The following is a 21971-nucleotide window of genomic DNA, read 5'->3' on the forward strand; positions in this document are numbered from 1 at the left end:
GGGGGAGCCGCTTACGGCTCCCGTTGATAACAGAGTATCAGGCGCTTTTACGTAACAGACCCTGTTTCTTGAGATAAATCAGCAGAATCGAGATCGCGGCCGGTGTGACACCAGAAATACGCGATGCCTGGCCAATCGAACCTGGTTTATGATCGTTAAGTTTGGCGATCACTTCGTTCGACAGACCGGTTACCTGATGATAGTCGAGCGTCGCAGGCAGCAGCGTGTTTTCATTGCGCTGCTGGCGATCGATCTCTTCCTGCTGGCGCGCGATGTAACCTTCATACTTCACCTGAATCTCAACCTGTTCGGCAGCCTGAGCATCGCTCAGTGCCGGTGCAAACAGGCTCAGGCTCATCAGTTTTTCGTAAGTCATTTCCGGACGGCGCAGTAAATCTTCACCACTGGCTTCCTTGGTCAGACCGGCGCTCAGCACGCTGTTAATCTCATCGACGCTGGCTGATTTCGGATGTACCCAGATATCACGCAGACGCTGACGCTCCAGTTCGATGCTCTCGAGTTTCTGGTTATAACGCGCCCAACGGGCATCATCGACCAGGCCGAGCTCGCGACCGGCTTCCGTCAGACGCAGATCGGCGTTGTCTTCACGTAGCATCAGACGATATTCGGCACGTGAAGTGAACATGCGGTACGGTTCTTTTGTACCAAGGGTGCAAAGATCGTCCACCAGCACGCCAAGGTATGCCTGATCGCGACGCGGCGCCCAGCTCTCTTTGTCGGCGGAAAGACGACCAGCATTCAGACCGGCCAGCAGTCCCTGAGCCGCAGCCTCTTCGTAACCGGTAGTACCGTTGATCTGACCGGCAAAGAACAAACCGTTGATATATTTACTTTCCAGCGTCGGTTTCAGATCGCGCGGATCGAAGAAATCATACTCGATCGCATAACCGGGACGGACGATACGCGCGTTTTCCATGCCCTGCATTGACCGGACGATCTGCATCTGGACGTCAAATGGCAGACTGGTGGAGATGCCGTTTGGATAGATCTCGTTGCTGGTTAAGCCTTCAGGCTCAAGGAAAATCTGGTGCGCGTTACGATCGGCAAAGCGCATCACTTTATCTTCGATCGACGGGCAGTAACGTGGGCCAATTCCTTCGATAACACCAGCATACATCGGGCTGCGATCGAGGTTGTTACGGATCACGTCATGGGTTTTTTCGTTGGTATAGGTGATGTAGCAAGGCACTTGTTGTGGATGCTGAGACACATTGCCCATAAACGAGAATACCGGCATGGGATTATCACCGTGTTGCGGTGCCAGTACGCTGAAATCGATAGTACGCGCGTCGATACGCGGTGGAGTACCGGTTTTCAGGCGGCTAACGCGCAGCGGTAACTCACGCAGACGGCGTGCCAGCGGAATGGATGGCGGATCGCCAGCACGGCCACCGCTGTAGTTATCCAGTCCGATATGAATTTTTCCGTCGAGGAAAGTGCCGACCGTCAGCACTACGGCTTTCGCACGGAATTTCAGACCCATTTGGGTCACAGCGCCGACCACCCGATCGTTTTCGACAATCAGATCTTCTACTGCCTGCTGGAAGATCATCAAATTAGGCTGGTTTTCCAGCGCGGTGCGAACCGCCTGGCGATACAGCACGCGGTCAGCCTGGGCACGGGTTGCACGCACCGCCGGGCCTTTGCTGGCGTTTAGTATCCTAAACTGAATGCCTGCCTGATCGATTGCGGTTGCCATCAGGCCACCCAGTGCATCCACTTCTTTAACCAGATGTCCCTTACCGATGCCACCGATCGCCGGATTACAGGACATTTGCCCCAGCGTGTCGATGTTGTGGGTTAACAACAGGGTTTGTTGACCCATTCGGGCAGCAGCCATCGCGGCTTCTGTTCCCGCATGACCACCACCGATTACGATGACGTCAAAAGGATCTGGATAGAACATGGTACTGCACCTCGCGATTGGACGGTCAGGGAGATTTCCCTGGGCCGTGGATTCTACTCAACTTTAGCCGATGGCGAAAGCACCGGGATCGTCAGGGTTTAAAAAGAAAGATCTTTTTTATTTAAGGATCTCTTTATTAGATCTCTTATTAGGATCGACGATCTCTGTGGATAAGCGTTTTTTGATCAAGGCGATCAACCAATTAGTGAGGATCCAATGCTGTGAATGATCGGTGATCCTTTTCAGTATAAGCTGGGATCTAAATGGCAGGTTATACACAGGCTCAAGGAGTGACCAGCTTTGTTCTTGGGATAACAACCGGTTATTAGGGGGTCAATACAGTAGTTATCCACAAACGATCGCGGTTAAATTGCACAAAATAAGTATAAAAAAACGCGGATCCGGTAAAAAAAAGTCTCTGCTGCGGTAAAAAGAGGCTCAGTCGAACCTCTTTATGGTGATTAAACCAGCGATTTCCAGCTCTCTACCCATACCTCTGCCGGATCTTCAGGGATCTCATGTTCCATCACGTCGATATCCAGACGATCACCGATTCGTTTTGCACCCCGTGCAGTTAATAAGCTGTCCATCTTATCTATAGCACCACAAAACAGATCGTATTCGCGATTGCCAATTCCAACGGCACCATAACGCAGCGCTGACAGATCGGGCTGCTGTTCAGTTATCTCATCAAACAGCGATTGCAGATTGTCAGGCAAGTCGCCTGCACCATGGGTTGACGTCACGACCAGCCAGACACCTTGCTGTGGCAGTTCTTCTAATTCCGGGCCGTGAAAGGTCTCGGTAGTGAAGCCTGCCTCTTCCAGCTTTTCTGCCAGATGCTCAGCAACGTACTCTGCGCTGCCTAAGGTGCTGCCACTGATTAAGGTAATGTCGGCCATGATGCGATCCCTGAACAATAAAGGAGAGCATTGTACGCTGTGATCACGCTGTGATCTACCTGTGGAAAAGTAAGGATATTGCAGCGAGATCTATCACTTTTCCCACTTTCAGATTTCAACCCAGGTTAAACGTGACGTTATTAAGATAGTTTGATTAGCCCTTAATTTAATTGCGTATTTTAATTGTTTTCCAGGCTTCTTATTTATTAACAGAAAATTCTTCAGTCAAAACTCAGTATGATATTCAGACATTATTATTGTTTATCATCTGGATATATTATGAAAAAGATACCTTTTTCTCTGATTATTGGTGCGACTCTGTTTGCTCAAACTGTATCGGCATCAGAACAAAATCGTACTATCAGTTATTTAACATCGTGGGGTCTTCATAATGATGACGCCAATGTTATTAAAAGCTCTAAGGTTGATACTTTCTTATTATCATTCGGTAAATGGGATAGTGAAGGTAATATCGAAACCTCCGATAATATCGCCTCGGTTCCCGCTTATGATGGGTACTGGATGCCTGTTGCTTATTCAACCTGGACTCAGGTTAAACTGGCACAGCCGCAAAAGAAAATGATGATCGCTTTTGGCGGTCAGACTTATGAAGAAATCTGGTCTCATCTTAATAGCGAAGCTGGCCGGGAAAAAGTAGCAAAAGGGCTGGTGAAGAAACTGAACACGCCGTTCCCGGTGTATAAAAAAAATCTCAAGCCTGAAGAGCTGGTTGGGGAGTGTCAGTCCCAGAACTGGGACGGCTCCTGTAATATGGGGGCTTATCAGCGTGCAGGAACGGTCTATCTGGACGGAATCGATTTTGATTTCGAGAAAGAGGCACGTCTGACCGAGGAAGAGAATGATAACCTGTTGAAGTTGTCGCAGCGTGTGCGTGAACTGTTGGGGCCTGATTCTAAAAAACTATTGAGCTTAACGACTTATCATGTGGGGGCCGATCCTGTCGAATGTATGAATAATACTGTCGAGAAGGATTGTTCTTACGTTGAAGATAAACGCTCTTCGCACCACGGTGAAGTCTTATCACTGTTAGCAAAAAGTAAGGATGTTTACGACTTTTTCAATGTCATGACTTATGACGCTGGTCGTAACTTCAGATATAAAGTTGCCATGGCAAACTATGCCAGAGCGGTTGGCGATGCGTCTAAAATTGTTGTTGGTGCCACTATCAATAAACAATGGGCCGCGGAAGGTAACTTTGTTGAAAGCAGGCAGAATAATATTGCGCGTGCTGAATGGCAGGCGGAAAACAATTATGGCGGCTTCTTTGTCTGGACGCTTGGTGCCAGCACTGAGCAGATGAATATGGAAGATCAGGTCGATTATATCAACGAAATGAAAACCGCAGCGGATAATGCGATGGGTGAGCCGGGCAAACCTGGAGAGGACGATATTGCGCCTTCTGCGCCAGCGGATCTGAATGCCAGTGTGCAGGGTGAGAATATTCGTCTCAGCTGGCAGCGTTCAGAAGATAATGTCGGCGTCACTGGTTACTGGATCTATCGAAATAGCATCCGTGTTGATGTGACCACCACGACCGGCTGGCTGGATCGTACGGCGCAACCAGAGGTTGAATACAGCTACTACGTTATGGCGGTAGACGCGGCCGGCAATGTTTCACCGGCCAGTAATACGGTAGAGGCAAAAATTCCGCAGGAAGTAATTGATCCCATCGACCCCGTTGTTCCTGTTGAACCCGTTGACCCGGTTATCCCTGTCGACCCAGTGGAGCCAGTAGACCCAACGGATCCGTCTGTTAAGGAGTGGCAAGTTGGTGTGAATTATAAAGCAGGCGATACGGTAAAATATCAGGGCAAAGAATATCGCTGCCTGCAGGCACACTCAGCGATGCAGCACTGGAGTCCGGCTGCTGTTCAGGCGCTGTGGAATCCAATTAAATAATTATAAAGCTGCTGAATAATGGTGACCGGTCACTCGGTCACCGGGTTTATTTTTAGTGAATAACTTTATCCACAGATCACGGTTTAATGGTGCGCATAATTGGGTTTTGCAACGAGATCAGGGTTTCGGTGGACTGTATCTCATCGATGGTCTGGATCTTATTGATCAACACCTGTTGCAGTGCATCAATCGACCGGCACATCACCTTAATAAAGATGCTGTAGTGGCCGGTGGTATAGTAGGCTTCCACCACTTCATCAAGACTCTCCAGCCGGGCCAGCGCGGACGGATAATCCTTAGCGCTTTTCAGGATGATGCCAATAAAGCAGCAGACGTCGTATCCCAGATGCTTAGGGTCGATCTCCAGCCGCGTGCCTTTGATAATTCCCGCTTGCTTCATCTTCTCTACCCGCACGTGGATAGTGCCTGGACTGACGTTAAATTGTTTTGCCAGCTCGGCATAGGCAGAACGCGCATTATCCATCAGCGCATTGAGAATGCCGCGATCGAGGTTGTCTATTTGCAGATTGTCCGCCACGTTCTACTCCGGTGAGGGTGACACAAAGGCCCGTTAATGAATTAGCGGCCATTTAATCACAGGTTAGTTGCTGTCGCGAAGGGGAAGGGGTCACAGCCCGCAGTTGCAGGCCGTGACCGGGGGATTAACGTTTACGCCAGACGCTTAACTGCGCCACGCTGTGCTGGTATTTACGTGCGGTTTCACGAATAACAAACGGTACATCCTGCGCCGGGGCGATCTCTTCAAAATCAGCGGCCAGCAGGCGTTGCAGCGCCTGATAAGTGGTGAGCGCCTCACCGTTTTCGCGAATGCCTCCCAGCCAGTTCTCTTTCGGCGTGAACTCTTCCAGCCAGGTGTAAGGCGATGACAGCATTAGCACCCCACCGGAACGCAGCATGGTGGTGACGTCCTGCAGAAAACGTGCAGGCTGGCGCAGGCGGTCGATCAGATTGGATGCCAGTACCAGATCGTAATGCTCCGGCTGCGGCTTAAGATTGCAGGCATCGCCCTGCACAAACTGAATGCGGGCAGCCTGCTCAGCGCCGAGATCGAAATCTTTTAACCGAACCTGACGGTATTCCACCAGTTCACCCTCTTCCTGAGTGACGTAACGGAAATCTTCTCCGCTGGTGAGCTGTAACGCCACGTCGATAAAGCGCGCAGAGTAATCCATGCAGACCTGATCGAAGTGACGAGCCAGTTCGAAGCTGGCGCGGCCGGTAGCGCAGCCAATATCCAACGCCCGGCCGCGTTTGTCGGTCAGCTGACAGGCAATATCCACCAGCGCTTTGCCATAGTTCTCTACGCCAAAGTATTGCGGACCGTACTGAAAATCGAGGTACTGCGACACCATGCTGTCGGTTTCATAAGGATTCAGCGTCATTTTTTCCTGATGCGAGGAAACCACGTAGCGGAAACCGGCGTGCTGGAAGAAATGGCGACGGAAGGCATAACGTGATGACTTCAGCGCTTCGTTGCCGGTAGAAATCCAGCTGCCACCTTTAATCAGTGAGTGTTTACCATCAAAGGTTGGCGTCGAGAAGTCGTCGTAAAGCGGATGGACTTTAAAGCCTTCCAGACCGTTAGTCGGAGTGGTGGTCCATTGCCAGACATTACCAATCAGGTCGAAGAATTCACCCTGGGCAAAACAATCCACCGGGCAGGAGGAGGCCCAGTACTCAAGATTGATATTGCCCGGTGCCTGTTGCCAGTCCGGCTGATCGCCTGCCAGTTGCTCACGCAGCAGATACCATTCCGCTTCGCTGGGCAGCTGAATGGATTTGCCGGTTTCACCAGCCTTCCAGCGGCAAAACGCCGCGGCTTCCAGCTGGTTAACTTCAGCTGGCCAGTCCCATGGCATTGCCACTTCTTCAGCCATCAGGCGCAGTTTTAGCCGATCGGGTTGCGTAATATCACCGACCCAGAAAGTGGGTTTATCCGCCGTGGCAAACTCACGCCAGCCCCAGCCTTCGTCATCCCACCACTGCTGCTGCTGATAACCGCCAGCAGCGATAAATTCAAAAAATTCAGCATTACTGACCAGCATCTGACTGGCTTTAAACGCGTTGACTTCACTGTGCAGCGTGCCGTACTCGTTATCCCAGCCGTAGGTATCATCGCGCTTACCCTGGGTAACCGAACCCGCCGCTACCGACAGCAGACTGTTTTGCGGCACTTCGTGGCGATTATGGCGTGCCTGCTGGCACACCGGCCAGTGTGGCTGCGGCGTGACCCATTCCACCGGCAGCTGACGTATCAGCACGCTGGAGGTTTCCAGATGGATTCGCTCGTGTTCGATGCCCATTAAAATCACCCACGCCGGGCTGTTCCAGTCTATTGGCAAAGTGAGCGGCATGGTTTTGATAAATTCGCTGACCGTGGTTTTGACTTTACCGCGATAGTCGCGCAGCTCTTCCACTGACGGCCACTGATAGTGGCTGGTATCAAGATCGTCCCAGCTCATTTCGTCGACGCCGATCGCCATCATCGCTTCGATACCGTCATCAACACGCTGATTAAGGTACTGACCGGCCATCAGTTTATTGATGTAAAAGGTGGCGGTATGGCCAAAATAGAAGATTAACGGATGGCGTAATGAGATTGCTTTAGTAAACCAGGCGCGCCGATCGGCGAGGCAGTCGAAAAGATCCTCATACAGCTGCCAGGTCTGACTGAAGTAATCAAGGATCTCCTGACGCTTCTGTTCGGGATTGCTGCCGCTCAAAAGTAATGTGCGGGTGGGTAACGGTAAGCCTGCATTGTTGTTGTGTTGTTGCTGAGTCACTTTTTGCTCCCGGGCTGCCAACTGGCACAAGGATAATTTATGACTATAGCAAATAAGCTTTGCCGGAATGTTTCTTAACGTTTCCAGCGGCGCAGCAGGCGGCTCTTTAGCCCGGTATCGAAACGCCAGATATGGTCGAAAATACGCAGAATACCCGGCTTGCCATGGGCTGACATCGCTACCGCATGGAAGCGCTGTTGCTGCTGTACCTGCCGCTGTTTGATGGTTTTGATTAGCGTATCCGGCAATCGCTGGGCGATAAAGTCTGACACGATCACCGCATCGGCTTCCTGCCAGATGCTGCCTTCCATTCGTTTAACCACTGCGTCGAGGCACGCCGCCAGATCGGTACCGCCGCGAAAGCGCTGACTGAGAAAACGAATCGCCTGCGCGATGCCATCATCGCCGGTCAGTTCATAGCCCACCACGTCGTGGGCAAACAGCATTATGTAGCAGCGGCGTTTATCGGCCAGCGCCACCTTCAACAGCGCCAGGCAGAACGCTTTAGCACAACGCTCATTAAATCCACCCATTGAGCCGGAGGTATCGACACAAACGATAAACGGCCCGCGCGGCTGATCTTCATGCTGCTGGTGGATGACCGGACGCTGGGTAATTTTTTCATGCCAGGCATCGCCCTGCAGGCGATAAGTCATCAGGCGTTTTTCTACCAGCCGACGATAAAACTCGATCTCCAGTTCGCTGATGCCGAGCGTCGCCAGCTCCGGTGGCAGCAGACGCAGCACGTCGTCACTCTGATGCAGGCCGCTGACCTCTTCCGGCACGTTATCAGGCTGATGCACCAGCTGATGAAAGGTTTCCATTGGAGCATCCTGCGACGGCACCGATTTGGCTTCACGGCTGCGGCCCAGCTGTTCGGCCAGCTTCAATAATTCCGGCTGCTGAGCGAGAAAGTCACCATATTGCACGATCAGTTTATAGTCACCGTACTGCAACTTGCTGGCGCTCATATCCCATAAACGCCCGGCGGCGGCTTCATCATCATCCGCCAGTACCGGAGCCAGCTGGCCGCTGATCGCCAGCCGCTGTTGCAGCTCCGCCAGCAGTTTCTCGCGCTCCTGTTCCAGCAGTTGCTGATTCAGCGTCAGGGTTTGCAGGGTGAGGTTTAAGCGCCAGCGTTGTAAAAACAGCGTATGCTGCGCCTGGCTGAGATTACCGATTTCACTGTGGGAAATCAGTTCATTCGCCTGTTCGGTAAAGGGAGACTGTAAGCTGTCCAGTTCCGCCAGCAGTGCTGCCAACTGCTGGCTGAAAATTGAGTTACTGAAGGTCTGATACTGCTGAAACAGCGCGAACTCTTTCGCCAGCGCTTCCGGCACCGGCGTGGTTTTCAGGTTTTCCAGAATCTCTGCCTTCCAGCGCGGCAGATCGCGCAGCAGCGCTTTTTTCATCCGTGGAAATTTTTCGAAAAACAGCGCCAGCTGTGGCGACGCCAGCAGAACCAGGATTAGCTCTTCAATCAGTTCACCTTCACCGATCGACAGCAGGGTGCTGAGCGTCTCCAGCGAGATCATTTACGCGCCTGTTTCAGCTGTTCCGCCACGTCCTGCAGGCTGGTTTCGATGCGCGCCAGCCAGTCGTCGCTGATAAACAGGCAGCGCTGATGCTGGCTGAACAGCGTGCGCTGTCCGCGCAGCTGGTTATCCAGCTCATCCAGCGCTTGCGCGATTTCTTCCGGCATCGCGGTCTGTTGTTTACCGGGCAGCATCAGGCGGGAGGCTTGCAGACTGACGTCGCGCAGTGTCAGGCAGTCATTACCATCCACCTGCATATCCAGCGTCTGGGCAAAGCCGATACCGTTGAGTTTGCCGCGAATCTCACCCGATTTTTGCAACCAGTGATGCAGCGCTTCTCGGGCGATAACCACGTGGGTGACTTGCATATCGTGCAGCATCAGCGGTTTTTGCAGCATCAGGGTTAACTGATCGTCGCTGAGCGTGGCGGGTAGCTCGTAGTGTGGCTTGCGGCTGAACATACCGCCGTGTTTTTCCAGTTTGATCGCCTGCTCAATACTTTGCTGCTGTTGCAACGCCAGTCGGCGGGCGGCAATTTGCTGTAATTTGATCAGTAGCGGCTGCTGCTGCCAGGCATATTGCGTGATCAGCGTATCGATTTCGCGATCGAGTAATTTCATTGATTCAACGTCATGCCACAGACAGTCTTTCAGCAAAATCAGATCGATAGGGGCAATCGAGTTACGTCCGCTGTAAAAAGCGCAGGCCTGCAACAGATGAATCGCTTTTTTCCAGCGACGGTCGGAGATGTAAGGTGCATCCGGCAGGTTTTCCAGCTGCTGACGTAGCTGATAGATCAACTCAAACACATTGTCAGGCAGCGACACCTGGCTGATACCTTGCAGCCATTCGCGGTATTCCTCATCGCTGATGCAGAGGTTTTCGGCCACCGGGTTGGCGTTTTCATCCTGCTGGTGGGTCAGCATGCTGCGGAAGTTCTGTTTTTCGTGCACGTTATCCAGCCACAGGCGAATCAGCATGCGGTCGTACAGCGCTTCCAGGCCGCTGTCCGCTTCCGGCAATTCGTTAGATGCGGTGACCAGCAGACGCATCGGGATGGCATCTTCTTTGTCGCCGTTACGGAAACGTCGTTCGTTTATTGCGGTTAACAGCGTGTTGAGGATTGCCGGTCCGGCCTTCCAGATCTCATCAAGAAAGACAATTTCAGCATCGGGCAGATAGCCTTTAGTCAGACGCTGGTAGCGTCCTTCATCTTTCAGTGCCTGAATCGACAGCGGACCAAACACCTCTTCCGGAGTGGAAAAGCGCGTCATCAGATATTCGAAGGCGCGGGCATGCTGAAAGGCGTATTTTAGCCGCCGGGCAATCAGGCTTTTGGCAATGCCGGGCGGCCCGAGCAGAAACACACTTTCACCGCTTAATGCGGCCAGCAGGCAGAGACGTATGGCGTGGTGACGCTCATACAATCCTTTCTCTAACGCATTGCTGAGGCGTGAAATTCTCTCTGCCAGTAAATGAGGTTGAGCCATAATCAGTAAATCATCCTTTATGTCCGGGCTGTGCGTCGTCTTTAAGACGAGTGCAAACACTACTGGCTATCATGCTTGAAAGAATTGATAGCAGTCAGCTTTTTTATCGTGAAAGGGTGAAGATGCACATTATTTGAAATTTAAAGACTGATACCAGAGGTAGGTTTTTATGGTATTTCGTGCATACTGTGCGGTTTTTGATGGTTTGGGCCGTGCGCATTCCCGCGTCACTCCGCTTCAACAAAAGATGAAACTATGAGTTCTGACAAGAAGCAGTCCCTTGGTGCCGTAACGCTGGCGGCGATTGGTGTTGTGTATGGCGATATTGGTACCAGTCCGCTGTATACCTTGCGTGAATGCCTGTCCGGCCAGTTTGGATTTGGCGTTGAACGCGATGCGGTATTTGGTTTTCTCTCGCTGATTTTCTGGCTGCTGGTGCTGGTGGTTTCACTGAAGTATCTCAGCTATGTGATGCGTGCCGATAACGCCGGTGAAGGGGGGATTTTGACCCTTATGTCGCTGGCGGGCCGTAATACCGGTGGCCGTGCTACCGCATTTCTGGTGATTATCGGGCTGATTGGCGGCAGTTTTTTCTATGGCGAGGTGGTGATCACCCCGGCAATCTCGGTGATGTCGGCGATTGAAGGGCTGGAAATCGCGGCGCCTTCACTTGATCCCTATATTGTGCCGCTGTCGATTGCGGTACTGACGCTGCTGTTTGTGATCCAGAAACACGGCACCGGCATTGTCGGTAAGCTGTTCGCTCCGGTGATGCTGCTGTGGTTTATCGTGCTGGCGGTTCTGGGTGTACGCGGAATTCTCGGTAATCCCGAGGTGTTGCAGGCGCTGAATCCCTCATGGGCGATTCACTTCTTTGTTGAATATAAACAGGTTTCGTTTTTTGCTCTTGGCGCAGTGGTACTGGCGATCACCGGGGTGGAAGCGCTGTATGCCGATATGGGCCACTTCGGCAAATTCCCGATTCGCCTGGCGTGGTTTACCGTGGTGGTGCCGTCGCTGGCGCTGAACTACTTTGGTCAGGGCGCGTTGCTGCTGAAGCATCCTGAGGCGATTAAAAATCCCTTTTTCCTGCTGGCTCCCGAATGGGCGCTAATCCCGATGCTGATTCTCGCGACGCTGGCAACGGTGATTGCCTCGCAGGCGGTGATTTCCGGGGTGTTCTCACTGACGCGCCAGGCGGTTCGTTTAGGCTATCTGCCGCCGATGCGTATTATTCACACTTCTGAGAACGAATCCGGCCAGATCTATATTCCGGTGATTAACTGGCTGCTGTTCTTTGCCGTAGTGATTGTAATTATCAGCTTTGAGCACTCCAGCAACCTGGCGGCGGCTTATGGTATTGCGGTGACCGGCACCATGGTACTGACCTCCATTCTCAGCTGTACGGTGGCGATCAAAAACTGGCACTGGAACCGTTATGTTGTGGGGCTGATCCTGGTGGCGATGCTGTGCATTGATGTGCCACTGTTCACGGCCAACCTGGTGAAAATTTTCTCCGGCGGCTGGTTGCCGCTCTGCCTGGCACTGGTAATGTTTGTGATTATGACCACCTGGAAAAGCGAGCGCTTCCGCCTGCTGCGTCGGATGCATGAGCATGGAAATTCGCTGGAAGCGTTGATTGCCTCGCTGGAAAAATCACCACCGGTGCGCGTGCCGGGCACCGCAGTGTATATGTCGCGTGCGCTGAATGTGATTCCGTTTGCCATGCTGCATAATCTCAAGCATAACAAGGTGTTGCACGAAAGGGTTGTGTTACTGACGTTACGTAACGAAGATGCGCCATACGTGCACAATATTCGCCGTGTAACGATTGAACAGCTTTCGCCGACTTTCTGGCGGGTGGTGGCAAGCTACGGCTGGCGTGAAACGCCAAATGTCGAAGAGATTTTCCACCGTTGCGGGCTGGAAGGGCTGAGCTGCAGGATGATGGAAACGTCGTTCTTTATGTCACATGAGTCGCTGATTATCGGTGATCGTCCATGGTATTTGCGTTTGCGCGGCAAACTGTTCCTCGCCCTGCAACGCAATGCGCTGCGAGCGCCGGATCAGTTTGAGATTCCGCCTAACCGGGTGATTGAACTGGGGACGCAGGTCGAGATTTAGCATTTTTTTATGGGCGGCGAAATGCCGCCCATAAACTATGTCTTTAACGCCAGCTAATTACCGCGACAAATCCCCCCTCAGCACGATTAGCAAATCGCACCTGCATGCCGTGCAGCTGAGCAATATTATCGACAATGGATAATCCGAGACCGCTGCCGGATTTCTCCTGTCCCGGTGGTCGCCAGAAACGTTCGCCAATCCGTGCCAGATCCTCTTCACTGACTCCCGGACCGTTATCGGCCACCTCAAATCCGTTTCTGCGCAGGGTGATATCCACCGTACTGCCGGTGCGGCTGTAACGAATGGCGTTATCCAGCAAATTGCGAGTCATCAGCGTAAGCAGCAACAGATGGCCGTCACGTTCCACCGCTTCAGACGGCAGATGCAGTTTTAACTCGACGCCAGATTGCTGCGCTTTAGCGTAGTGATCAATAACCGCCTGTTGTAATAACTGCTGAAAGTCGATGCGCTGACTGTTTTCCAGCGTCGCTTCAGCATCCAGACGCGATAAGGTCAGTAACTGATCCACCAGCCGGGTAGCGCGATCGATGCCGGCATCCAGGTTTTGCAGCGCGTGATGACGCATCTGTAGATCATCATGCGCCAATTGCACCACTTCGGTTTGGACTTTCAGCGCCGCCAGCGGGCTGCGCAACTCATGTGCGGCATCCGAGGTGAAACGACGCTCGCGCAGCAGCATCTGATTGATGCGCGCAAACAGAGCATTCAGCGCATCGACAATTGGCCTGACTTCCTGCGGCAGGTGCGGGGTGGTAAGGGGCGAGCCGTCATCCGGTGAGCGTTGCTGTAACTGCGACGCGATGCGCTTCAGCGGCGCCAGTTCGCGCGTCACCAGCCAGAACAGCAGGACCAGCATCACTGGCAGCGCAAACAGCCACGGCGTCAGGTTCGCCTGCACAATATCGCGCGTCATATCATCGCGGTATTCCCACTCCTGGCCGACCACAACCACATATCGCTGATCGGGCGTTGCCAGCCACACCATGCGCCATAAATCATCATCGCCGCGCAGCTGGCCGTCGGTAAAACCGTTTTGCTGATAGTTAAACAGGAAATCCTTGCCGTTATCGCCGTCGTTCAGCACCATTTTGCCGTCACGGGTAAATACTGCAAAAGCCAGCGCATCATCTTCCTGTTCGCCGCGATGGTGACGTACCATATTTTTGGTTTTCGGCAGTGAGTGCGATTGCTGGCTGAGATCTTCCGGATTCATGGTGGCAAGCCGCTTGGCAAACAGCATCTGCTGCGTATCAAACAACTCATTGATTTTATGCCGGGTCTGATACCAGGATTCAACACTGGCTGCACCCCAGCACAGTAGCGTCAGCAGTATAAAGCCGAGGATTAAGCGTAAACGCAGGCTGATGCGACTCATGTCGCGGCTCCCAGCGTGTAGCCTACGCCGTGCACGGTACGAATAAATTCGCTACCCAACTTTTTACGCAGATGATGAATATGGACTTCAACCGCGTTACTGGAGACATCTTCATCCCAGCTGTATAACTTCTCTTCCAGCTGGGCGCGCGTCAGCACCCGGCCTGGATTCAGCAGAAATAACTCAAGGATCGCCAGCTCGCGGGATTTCAGTACCAGCGGCTCACCGTGCAGCGTCACGCTGCGTGCGCCGGGCTCCAGCGTCACGCCGCCGTGCTGCAATGTCGGTTGCAGCTGACCGTGGCGACGTCGAATCAGCGCCTGCAATCGTGCCGCCACTTCACTCAGGGCGAAAGGCTTACACAGATAGTCATCCGCGCCTTGCTGCAAACCGGCCACCCGCTGTTCCAGCGCGTCGCGCGCGGTAAGAATAAGTACCGGCACATCCTGCCCGTTTTTACGCCACTGGCGCAAAATATCCAGCCCGTCCATTTGTGGCAGACTGAGATCCAGTATCACCGCATCATAGGGGGCGGCATCCAGCGCCTGTAGTCCGTCGTTGCCGGATAAAAACCAGTCGACGCTAAACCCCATTTTGACCAGGCCGGCTTTAATACCGTCGCCAATCAGGCGATCATCCTCGATTAATAAAATTCTCATCGGCATCTCTTTGCATCGCGTTATTAAGGGCTTTATACGTAAATGCAGGGCGGCTTGTACAGGCAGGATCGCCTAAAATCGGCTATTTACTTCAATATGAAAAAATTTAGTGTCGAGGTCAGGGTTCTTAAGATCCTGTTAAGAACCTTTTGCTTTAATAGCTTCCGAAGACAACTTACCGCGCAGCAAAACGCTGCAAACTCAAAATGGATTAGAGGTGAATAATATGAAAAAGTCAGCCGCTTTATTAGCTATCGCCGCTCTGGTTTCCACTCCGGTTCTTGCTGCGCAAAGTGGGGGTTTTGTTGACCCTAATGCGCCAACCGCTTCCGTACAGAAAGGTGGCTTTAGCGGCCCGAACGGTAGCGTAGTAACGGTAAAACAAGCGCAGGATATGAAGGATGACAGCTGGATAACCTTGCGCGGTAATATCGAAAAACGTGTGGGCAACGAAGATTACATCTTCCGTGATGCCACCGGCACGATGAAAGTTGAGATCGACGATAAGCGCTGGAATGGACTGACCGTCGCACCGGGCGATAAAGTCGAAATCCAGGGCGAACTGGACAAAGATTTCAACTCCGTTGATCTGGACGTGAAGCAGATTCGTAAAATTCAGTAATCACCCTGAATGCGCCGGGCTGGCATTAGCCCGCCCGGTTTTGCGCGTCCAGCGTTTGCACCAGATGCAGTACCGATGCTGAGCGATCCCATTTACGCCACGCCAGCGCGATATCGGTCGTCAGCGCCGGATCGTCGCAGTGATGAAAGGTGACGCCTGGAAAATTGATGCAGCACAGTGACGCCGGTACCACGGCGAAGCCAAAACCTGCGGCCACCATTCCGATGGCGGAAGATATTTGTGGCGACTGCGGCCCGGTTTGCGGCTGAAAACCGCTGCGCAGACAGGCACTGATGATCGATTCATACAGACTGGGTGCCAGTTCGCGAGGAAAGGTTACCATTGGCGTATCCGTCAGCTGCGCCAGAGAGAGCGTGGCCTGCTGATTTAGCGGATGCGACGCGGGCAGCACAATGCGCATTGCCTCACTGGCGATAATCTTCAGATTAAACGCTTTGCTGCTTTCACACGGCAGGCGTACAAAGGCTGCATCCAGCAAACCTTCCTGTAAATCATGCATCAGCGTCGACATATTGGCTTCACGTGGCAGCAGCGTCATGGCCGGATAGCGCGTCTGAAATTGCTGTAACAGATTAAAGATTGCCGAGTGAAAGGCGATTGAACAGGCAAATCCAAGCGAAAGCTGTCCCGACTCGCCACGGGCGATACCTTTTGCTTTCTCCAGCGCATTGCCGGTCAGTTCCAGGATCTGACAGGCATCCTCGTAAAATACCTCACCCGCTTCGGTTAACTCCACGCCACGCGTCAGTCGCTTCAGCAACGGCGTACCAATTTCACGCTCCAGACGTAATATTTGCTGACTCAACGGAGGCTGTGAAATACCTAACATTTCAGCGGCTCGGGTGAAGTTGCGCGTTTGCGCTACCGCTACAAAATAACGCAGATATCGTAGTTCCATATCGAAAACGTCTCAAAGTCACGGGGGTTCTATATTGGAATGTAGCGCTGAATCGAGTCAAGATTCAGTTAACGTTTGCTAATATTTAATGCGGGAGAGAAACAATGGAGCATCATCTAACTGATTGTTTCTGTGCTGATGAGCTGAGTTCAACCGTCACAGCGCTACAACAACAAAGGCCAGAAAGTGTTATCTATCAGACTTCATTGATGAGCGCTCTGCTCAGTGGCGTGTATGAAGGCAGTACAACGATTGGCGATTTACTGAAAAAGGGTGATTTTGGCCTCGGTACTTTTAATCGTCTCGATGGTGAACTGATTGCCTTCGATCGTGAAGTCTATCAGCTACGGGCTGACGGGTCGGCCAGTGAGGCCGGTCACCATCAAAAAACACCGTTTGCGGTGATGACCTTCTTCCGTCCGCAGTATCGCCATCAGTTTTCGCAGCCCGCCGATCGCGAAGCGGTGCATCAGGTCATTAATCAGCAGGTTAAGTCTGATAACCAATTCTGTGCGCTGCGTCTTGAAGGCCACTTTTCGCAAGTGGATACCCGTACCGTGCCCTGCCAGCATCGCCCCTACAAGCCGATGATGCAGGCAGTTGAGCAGCAACCTACCTTTCATTTTAATCAGCGCAGCGGGGTGCTGATCGGTTTTCGCACGCCGCAATATATGCAGGGTATCAATGTCGCGGGTTACCACGAGCACTTTATTACTGACGATCGCCAGGGCGGCGGCCACGTGCTTGATTATCAGCTGCAGCAGGGCGTTCTGACCTTTGGCGAGATCAGCAAGCTGGTGATTGACCTGCCTGAGGATGCTGATTTCCTGCAAGCCAACCTTAATCCCGACGACCTTGACGATGCTATCCGCAGCGTTGAGAGCTAATGACCAGAAACGGAGAGCATATGAAAACGGCGAATGATATCCGGCAGTGGGCCCACGGCGCGGATCTGGTGGTGGCGCAGCTTGAGGCACAAGGGGTAAAGCAGGTATTCGGCATTCCGGGTGCGAAAATCGATAAAGTATTTGATTCGCTGGTGGATTCCAGCATTGAAACCATTCCGGTACGCCACGAAGCCAATGCCGCCTTTATGGCCGCAGCGGTGGGGCGTCTGACCGGTAAAGCCGGTGTGGCGCTGGTTACTTCTGGCCCGGGCTGTTCCAATCTGATTACCGGAATGGCGACCGCCACGTCGGAGGGCGACCCGCTGGTGGCCATCGGCGGCGCGGTAAAACGGGCGGACAGCGCCAAGCAGGTGCACCAAAGTATGGATACCGTCGGCATGTTCCAGCCGGTGACCAAATATGCGGTTGAGGTCACCTCGCCGGATGCGCTGGGCGAAGTGATCTCTAATGCCTTTCGCCGTGCCGAACTGGGGCGTCCTGGCGGTGCCTTTATCAGTCTGCCGCAGGATATTGTTAATCAGCCGGTGCGCGGCAATGTGCTTAATCATCGCGGCAACGTGTTGGCTGGCCCGGCGCCGGACCACGCCATTGAAGCGGTAGCCCGTAAGATCGCAGAAGCCAAAAATCCGGTCATTCTGTTGGGATTAATGGCCAGCCAGCCTGATAACGCCGCGGCGCTGCATCGCTTGCTTGAGCGCAGCCATATTCCGGTGACCAGCACCTATCAGGCGGCTGGCGCGGTAAGCCAGTCACACTTTTCACGCTTTGCCGGTCGGGTCGGTTTATTTAATAACCAGGCGGGTGATCGTTTACTGCGCCAGGCGGATCTGATTATTACCGTCGGCTACAGCCCGGTAGAGTACGAGCCGGCGATGTGGAACAGCGGCACTGCCACGCTGGTGCATATTGATGTGATGCCAGCAGAAACGGACAACTGCTATTTGCCCGATGCTGAGCTGGTGGGTGATATTGCCGCGACGCTTGATAAGCTGGCGCGGCTTATCAGCGCACCGTTGCAACTGAGCAGTGCATCGGCGGAAATCCTGCAGGATCGACAAACTCAGCGTCAGCTTCTCGCGCTGCGTGGTCATCAACTCAATCAGTTTGCCCTGCATCCACTGCGTATCGTGCGGGCGATGCAGGATATTATTAACAGTGATGTCACGCTGACCGTCGATATGGGCAGTTTTCATATCTGGATAGCGCGTTATCTGTATAGCTTCCGCGCGCGGCAGATCATGATCTCTAACGGGCAGCAAACGATGGGCGTGGCGTTGCCGTGGGCGATTGGCGCCTGGCTGGTCGATCCGAGCCGCAAAGTGGTGTCGGTTTCGGGCGATGGCGGCTTTATGCAGTCCAGCATGGAGCTGGAAACCGCAGTACGACTGAAAGCCAATATTCTGCATATTATCTGGGTCGATGATGCCTACAATATGGTGGCGATGCAGGAAGAGCAGAAATATCAGCGGGTTTCTGGAGTGAAGTTTGGTGCCATTGATTTCAAAGCCTATGCCGAAGCGTTTGGTGCCGCAGGCTTTGCGGTAGAAAGTGCTGATGCGCTGGAGCCGACGTTGCGTAAAGCAATGGATGTCGCCGGCCCGGCGGTAGTCGCAATACCGGTCGACTATGCCGACAATCACCTGTTAATGGGGCAGTTGCACCTGAGTCAAATTCTGTAATCACCACTGTTGATGCCTTAGGTTTACTGCCTAAGGCAAATTTTTCCCGCCGCCAGCGAAACGTTTCGATGGCGATCACACTTCTATTATCTCCCCGTTGTTTTCCGCTGTGCTTTTTTTAAACTCCCGATCAGCGAAACGTTTCGCTCTGGAGTGAAAAATGAAAAAAGGCAGCTTACTGAATTCTGATATTTCTTACGTGGTGTCCCGGATGGGGCATACCGATAGCCTGGTAATCTGTGATGCCGGTCTGCCTGTTCCGGCTGGCCCGCAACGCATCGATCTGGCGCTGACGCACGGTATTCCCGGTTTTATCCAGGTCACGGAAGCCGTAACGAAAGAGATGCAGGTAGAAAGCGCCATCATCGCGGAAGAGATTAAGCAGCATAATCCGCAGCTTCATAGCGAACTGATCGCACTGCTCGAATCCTTGCAACAACTTCAGGGAAATATCATCACCGTTAGTTACACCAGTCATGAACAGTTCAAACAACAGACTCAGCGTAGTCAGGCGGTCATTCGCACTGGGGAGTGTTCTCCCTATGCGAATGTCATCCTGTGCGCTGGCGTGACCTTCTGAGGCTGGCATGCAACCGTTATTGCAACTGAAAGGAATTGATAAATCTTTCCCCGGCGTGAAGGCACTCTCCGGTGCTGCGCTGTCGGTCTACGCTGGCCGCGTGATGGCGCTGGTCGGTGAAAACGGCGCCGGGAAATCCACCATGATGAAAGTGCTGACCGGAATTTATGCCCGTGATGCCGGTTCGCTGCAATGGCTGGGGAAAGAGACCAGTTTCAGCGGGCCGAAGGCATCGCAGGAAGCCGGGATTGGCATTATACATCAGGAACTTAACCTGATACCTCAGCTTAGCATCGCGGAGAATATTTTCCTCGGTCGCGAATTCGTTAACCGCTTTGGCGGCATTCAGTGGAAGAAAATGTACGCCGCTGCCGATGCGCTACTGCAACGCCTGAATCTGCGCTTTGACAGCCATAAGCTGGTCGGTGATTTATCGATTGGCGATCAGCAGATGGTGGAGATCGCCAAAGTTCTCAGTTTTGAGTCGAAAGTTATCGTGATGGACGAACCGACCGATGCGCTGACTGATACCGAAACCGTCTCGCTGTTCCGCGTGATTAACGAACTGAAAGCGCAGGGCTGCGGCATTGTCTATATCTCGCATCGCATGAAAGAGATCTTTGAGATTTGCGATGACGTAACGGTATTTCGCGACGGCCAGTTTATTGCTGAACGCACGGTTGAAAGCCTGAGTGAAGAGTCGATGATCGAGATGATGGTAGGCCGCAAGCTGGAAGATCAATATCCACGTCTTGATAAGGCACCCGGCGAAGTGCGTCTCAAGGTGGAAAATCTTAGCGGGCCGGGAGTTGATGACGTCAGCTTTTCCCTGCGTAAGGGCGAAATTCTGGGAATCGCCGGCCTGATGGGCGCGGGCCGGACTGAACTGATGAAAGTGCTTTACGGCGCGCTGCCGCGTACCGGCGGTAAGGTGATGCTGGATGGTCGCGACGTGCAAACGCGCTCGCCGCAACAGGGCCTGGCCAATGGCATTGTCTATATATCGGAAGATCGTAAACGCGATGGGCTGGTGTTGGGCATGTCAGTGAAAGAGAACATGTCGCTGACGGCGCTGCGCTATTTCAGCCATGCCGGTGGACGTCTTAAGCACGCGGAAGAGGAACTGGCGGTGGGTGATTTTATTCGCCTGTTTAAGGTGAAAACGCCGTCGATGGAACAGCCGATTGGCCTGCTTTCCGGCGGTAACCAGCAGAAAGTGGCGATTGCCCGTGGCCTGATGACCCGCCCGGATGTGTTAATTCTCGACGAGCCAACGCGTGGCGTTGATGTCGGGGCGAAGAAAGAGATTTATCAGCTTATCAACCAGTTTAAAGACGAAGGGCTGAGCATCATTCTGGTGTCGTCCGAAATGCCGGAAGTTCTTGGCATGAGCGACCGGATTCTGGTGATGCATGAAGGCCGCCTCAGCGGCAATTTCCCGATTGAACAAGCCACGCAGGAAGCCCTTATGGCGGCCGCTGTGGGCAAGCAACACAGCGAGGAGTTAGCACATCTATGAGTACTCAAACGTTATCGGCACGTCGCCGCTTTTTCAGCAAAGCGTGGCTGCTTGAGCAGAAGTCGCTGATTGCTCTGCTGGTGCTGATTGCTATCGTTTCCAGCCTCAGCCCGAACTTTTTTACCGTAAATAATCTGTTTAACATTCTGCAACAGACTTCCGTCAACGCCATTATGGCGGTTGGTATGACGCTGGTGATCCTGACTTCCGGTATCGATCTGTCGGTCGGCTCGCTGCTGGCGCTGACTGGTGCGGTTGCCGCTTCGCTGGTCGGGCTGGAAGTGAATGCGCTGGTGGCCGTGGCGGCTTCGCTGGCGCTGGGGGCTTTTATTGGCGCAATTACCGGCACCATTGTTGCTATAGGCAAAGTGCAGGCGTTTATTGCCACGCTGGTGATGATGCTACTGCTGCGCGGCGTCACTATGGTTTATACCAACGGCAGCCCGGTAAATACTGGTTTTAATGATAACGCCGATCTGTTTGGCTGGTTTGGTATTGGCCGCCCGCTGGGCATCCCAACACCAATCTGGCTGATGGCTGGCGTATTTTTGCTGGCGTGGTACATGCTGCATCACACCCGTTTAGGTCGCTACATCTATGCCTTAGGCGGGAATGAAGCCGCGACTCAGCTCTCCGGCATTAATGTTAAACGGGTGAAAATCATCGTTTATTCGCTGTGCGGCATGCTGGCGGCACTGGCGGGCAGCATTGAAGTCGCGCGCCTCTCTTCCGCACAACCCACCGCCGGTACTGGTTACGAGCTGGATGCGATTGCGGCAGTGGTGCTGGGCGGTACCAGTCTGGCAGGCGGCAAAGGAAGAATTATCGGTACGCTGATTGGCGCACTGATCCTTGGCTTCCTGAACAACGGGCTGAATCTATTAGGTGTTTCTTCCTACTACCAGATGATCGTTAAAGCAGCGGTAATTTTGCTGGCGGTGCTGGTGGATAACAAAAGCAGCAAATAACCCTCTCTACCTGGACAGG

General features: G+C 53.0%; 17 protein-coding genes. 8 read left to right on the plus strand and 9 right to left on the minus strand.

The features are described from left to right. Positions 1-37 precede the first annotated feature (37 nt). Together mnmG and mioC are read right to left on the minus strand one after the other, a co-directional pair. The gene (gene mnmG, locus ACP3TC_RS21850) at positions 38-1927 is read right to left on the minus strand and encodes a tRNA uridine-5-carboxymethylaminomethyl(34) synthesis enzyme MnmG (RefSeq protein WP_313854660.1); all 1890 of its coding nucleotides are present in this window, start codon (positions 1925-1927) and stop codon (positions 38-40) included. Positions 1928-2388: 461 nt separating this feature from the next. Then, positions 2389-2829, minus strand: coding sequence for an FMN-binding protein MioC (gene mioC, locus ACP3TC_RS21855; RefSeq protein ID WP_313854659.1), 441 nt, complete (start codon positions 2827-2829; stop codon positions 2389-2391). Positions 2830-3108: 279 nt separating this feature from the next. Between mioC and ACP3TC_RS21860 the strand changes: the two genes are divergently transcribed. Further along, positions 3109-4749 (plus strand): glycosyl hydrolase family 18 protein, encoded by a 1641-nt coding sequence (locus ACP3TC_RS21860; RefSeq protein WP_426817250.1) that lies wholly within the window; start codon positions 3109-3111, stop codon positions 4747-4749. A 76-nt stretch (positions 4750-4825) separates the two neighbouring features. On the opposite strand, the gene asnC is transcribed toward ACP3TC_RS21860, so the two are convergent. From asnC to ravA, 4 genes are all read right to left on the minus strand, one after another. Continuing rightward, a complete protein-coding gene (gene asnC / locus ACP3TC_RS21865) occupies positions 4826-5287 on the minus strand; it encodes a transcriptional regulator AsnC (RefSeq protein ID WP_313854657.1) in 462 nt (153 codons plus the stop codon). A 124-nt stretch (positions 5288-5411) separates the two neighbouring features. Next, positions 5412-7553 carry a 5-histidylcysteine sulfoxide synthase gene (ovoA, locus tag ACP3TC_RS21870; RefSeq protein ID WP_426817251.1) on the minus strand — a complete coding sequence of 714 codons (2142 nt, stop codon included), beginning with the start codon at positions 7551-7553 and terminating at the stop codon, positions 5412-5414. A 74-nt stretch (positions 7554-7627) separates the two neighbouring features. After that, positions 7628-9088 (minus strand): ATPase RavA stimulator ViaA, encoded by a 1461-nt coding sequence (gene viaA / locus ACP3TC_RS21875; RefSeq protein WP_426817252.1) that lies wholly within the window; start codon positions 9086-9088, stop codon positions 7628-7630. Next, a complete protein-coding gene (gene ravA, locus ACP3TC_RS21880; protein ID WP_313854654.1) occupies positions 9085-10578 on the minus strand; it encodes an ATPase RavA in 1494 nt (497 codons plus the stop codon). The genes viaA and ravA overlap by 4 nt, the downstream gene beginning before the upstream one ends. A gap of 255 nt (positions 10579-10833) precedes the next feature. Here ravA and kup point away from each other — a divergent pair, with 255 nt between their 5' ends. Next, entirely contained in the window at positions 10834-12702 is a 1869-nt protein-coding gene (gene kup, locus ACP3TC_RS21885) for a low affinity potassium transporter Kup (protein ID WP_313854653.1), read from the plus strand. 43 nt (positions 12703-12745) lie between these two features. On the opposite strand, the gene qseC is transcribed toward kup, so the two are convergent. Both qseC and qseB read right to left on the minus strand, forming a co-directional pair. Next, complete coding sequence (gene qseC / locus ACP3TC_RS21890) at positions 12746-14098, minus strand: quorum sensing histidine kinase QseC (protein WP_426817253.1); 1353 nt, start codon at positions 14096-14098, stop codon at positions 12746-12748. Further along, entirely contained in the window at positions 14095-14757 is a 663-nt protein-coding gene (gene qseB / locus ACP3TC_RS21895) for a quorum sensing response regulator transcription factor QseB (protein ID WP_313854651.1), read from the minus strand. Before qseB ends, qseC begins: the two co-directional genes overlap by 4 nt. Before the next feature lie 226 nt (positions 14758-14983). Here qseB and ACP3TC_RS21900 point away from each other — a divergent pair, with 226 nt between their 5' ends. Further along, complete coding sequence (locus tag ACP3TC_RS21900) at positions 14984-15379, plus strand: YgiW/YdeI family stress tolerance OB fold protein (protein ID WP_313854650.1); 396 nt, start codon at positions 14984-14986, stop codon at positions 15377-15379. 25 nt (positions 15380-15404) lie between these two features. Here the strand turns inward: ACP3TC_RS21900 and ACP3TC_RS21905 are convergent, their stop codons facing one another. Then, positions 15405-16298, minus strand: a complete 894-nt coding sequence (locus ACP3TC_RS21905; RefSeq protein ID WP_426817254.1) for a LysR family transcriptional regulator — start codon at positions 16296-16298, stop codon at positions 15405-15407. 104 nt (positions 16299-16402) lie between these two features. Between ACP3TC_RS21905 and budA the strand changes: the two genes are divergently transcribed. The 5 genes from budA (at position 16403) to rbsC (ending at position 21952) form a co-directional block, all read left to right on the plus strand. Beyond that, positions 16403-17185 carry an acetolactate decarboxylase gene (budA, locus tag ACP3TC_RS21910; protein WP_426817255.1) on the plus strand — a complete coding sequence of 261 codons (783 nt, stop codon included), beginning with the start codon at positions 16403-16405 and terminating at the stop codon, positions 17183-17185. A gap of 20 nt (positions 17186-17205) precedes the next feature. Then, on the plus strand, positions 17206-18885 hold the full coding sequence (alsS, locus tag ACP3TC_RS21915) for an acetolactate synthase AlsS (protein ID WP_426817256.1): 1680 nt from the start codon (positions 17206-17208) through the stop codon (positions 18883-18885). A 160-nt stretch (positions 18886-19045) separates the two neighbouring features. After that, positions 19046-19465 (plus strand): D-ribose pyranase, encoded by a 420-nt coding sequence (gene rbsD / locus ACP3TC_RS21920; RefSeq protein WP_313854642.1) that lies wholly within the window; start codon positions 19046-19048, stop codon positions 19463-19465. A gap of 7 nt (positions 19466-19472) precedes the next feature. Beyond that, a complete protein-coding gene (gene rbsA / locus ACP3TC_RS21925; protein WP_426817257.1) occupies positions 19473-20984 on the plus strand; it encodes a ribose ABC transporter ATP-binding protein RbsA in 1512 nt (503 codons plus the stop codon). Beyond that, positions 20981-21952, plus strand: a complete 972-nt coding sequence (gene rbsC / locus ACP3TC_RS21930; RefSeq protein ID WP_313854640.1) for a ribose ABC transporter permease — start codon at positions 20981-20983, stop codon at positions 21950-21952. Before rbsA ends, rbsC begins: the two co-directional genes overlap by 4 nt. The last annotated feature ends 19 nt before the right edge of the window (positions 21953-21971 follow it).

This window comes from Winslowiella sp. 2C04, from assembly GCF_050037805.1.
Taxonomy (GTDB): domain Bacteria; phylum Pseudomonadota; class Gammaproteobacteria; order Enterobacterales; family Enterobacteriaceae; genus Erwinia; species Erwinia toletana_A.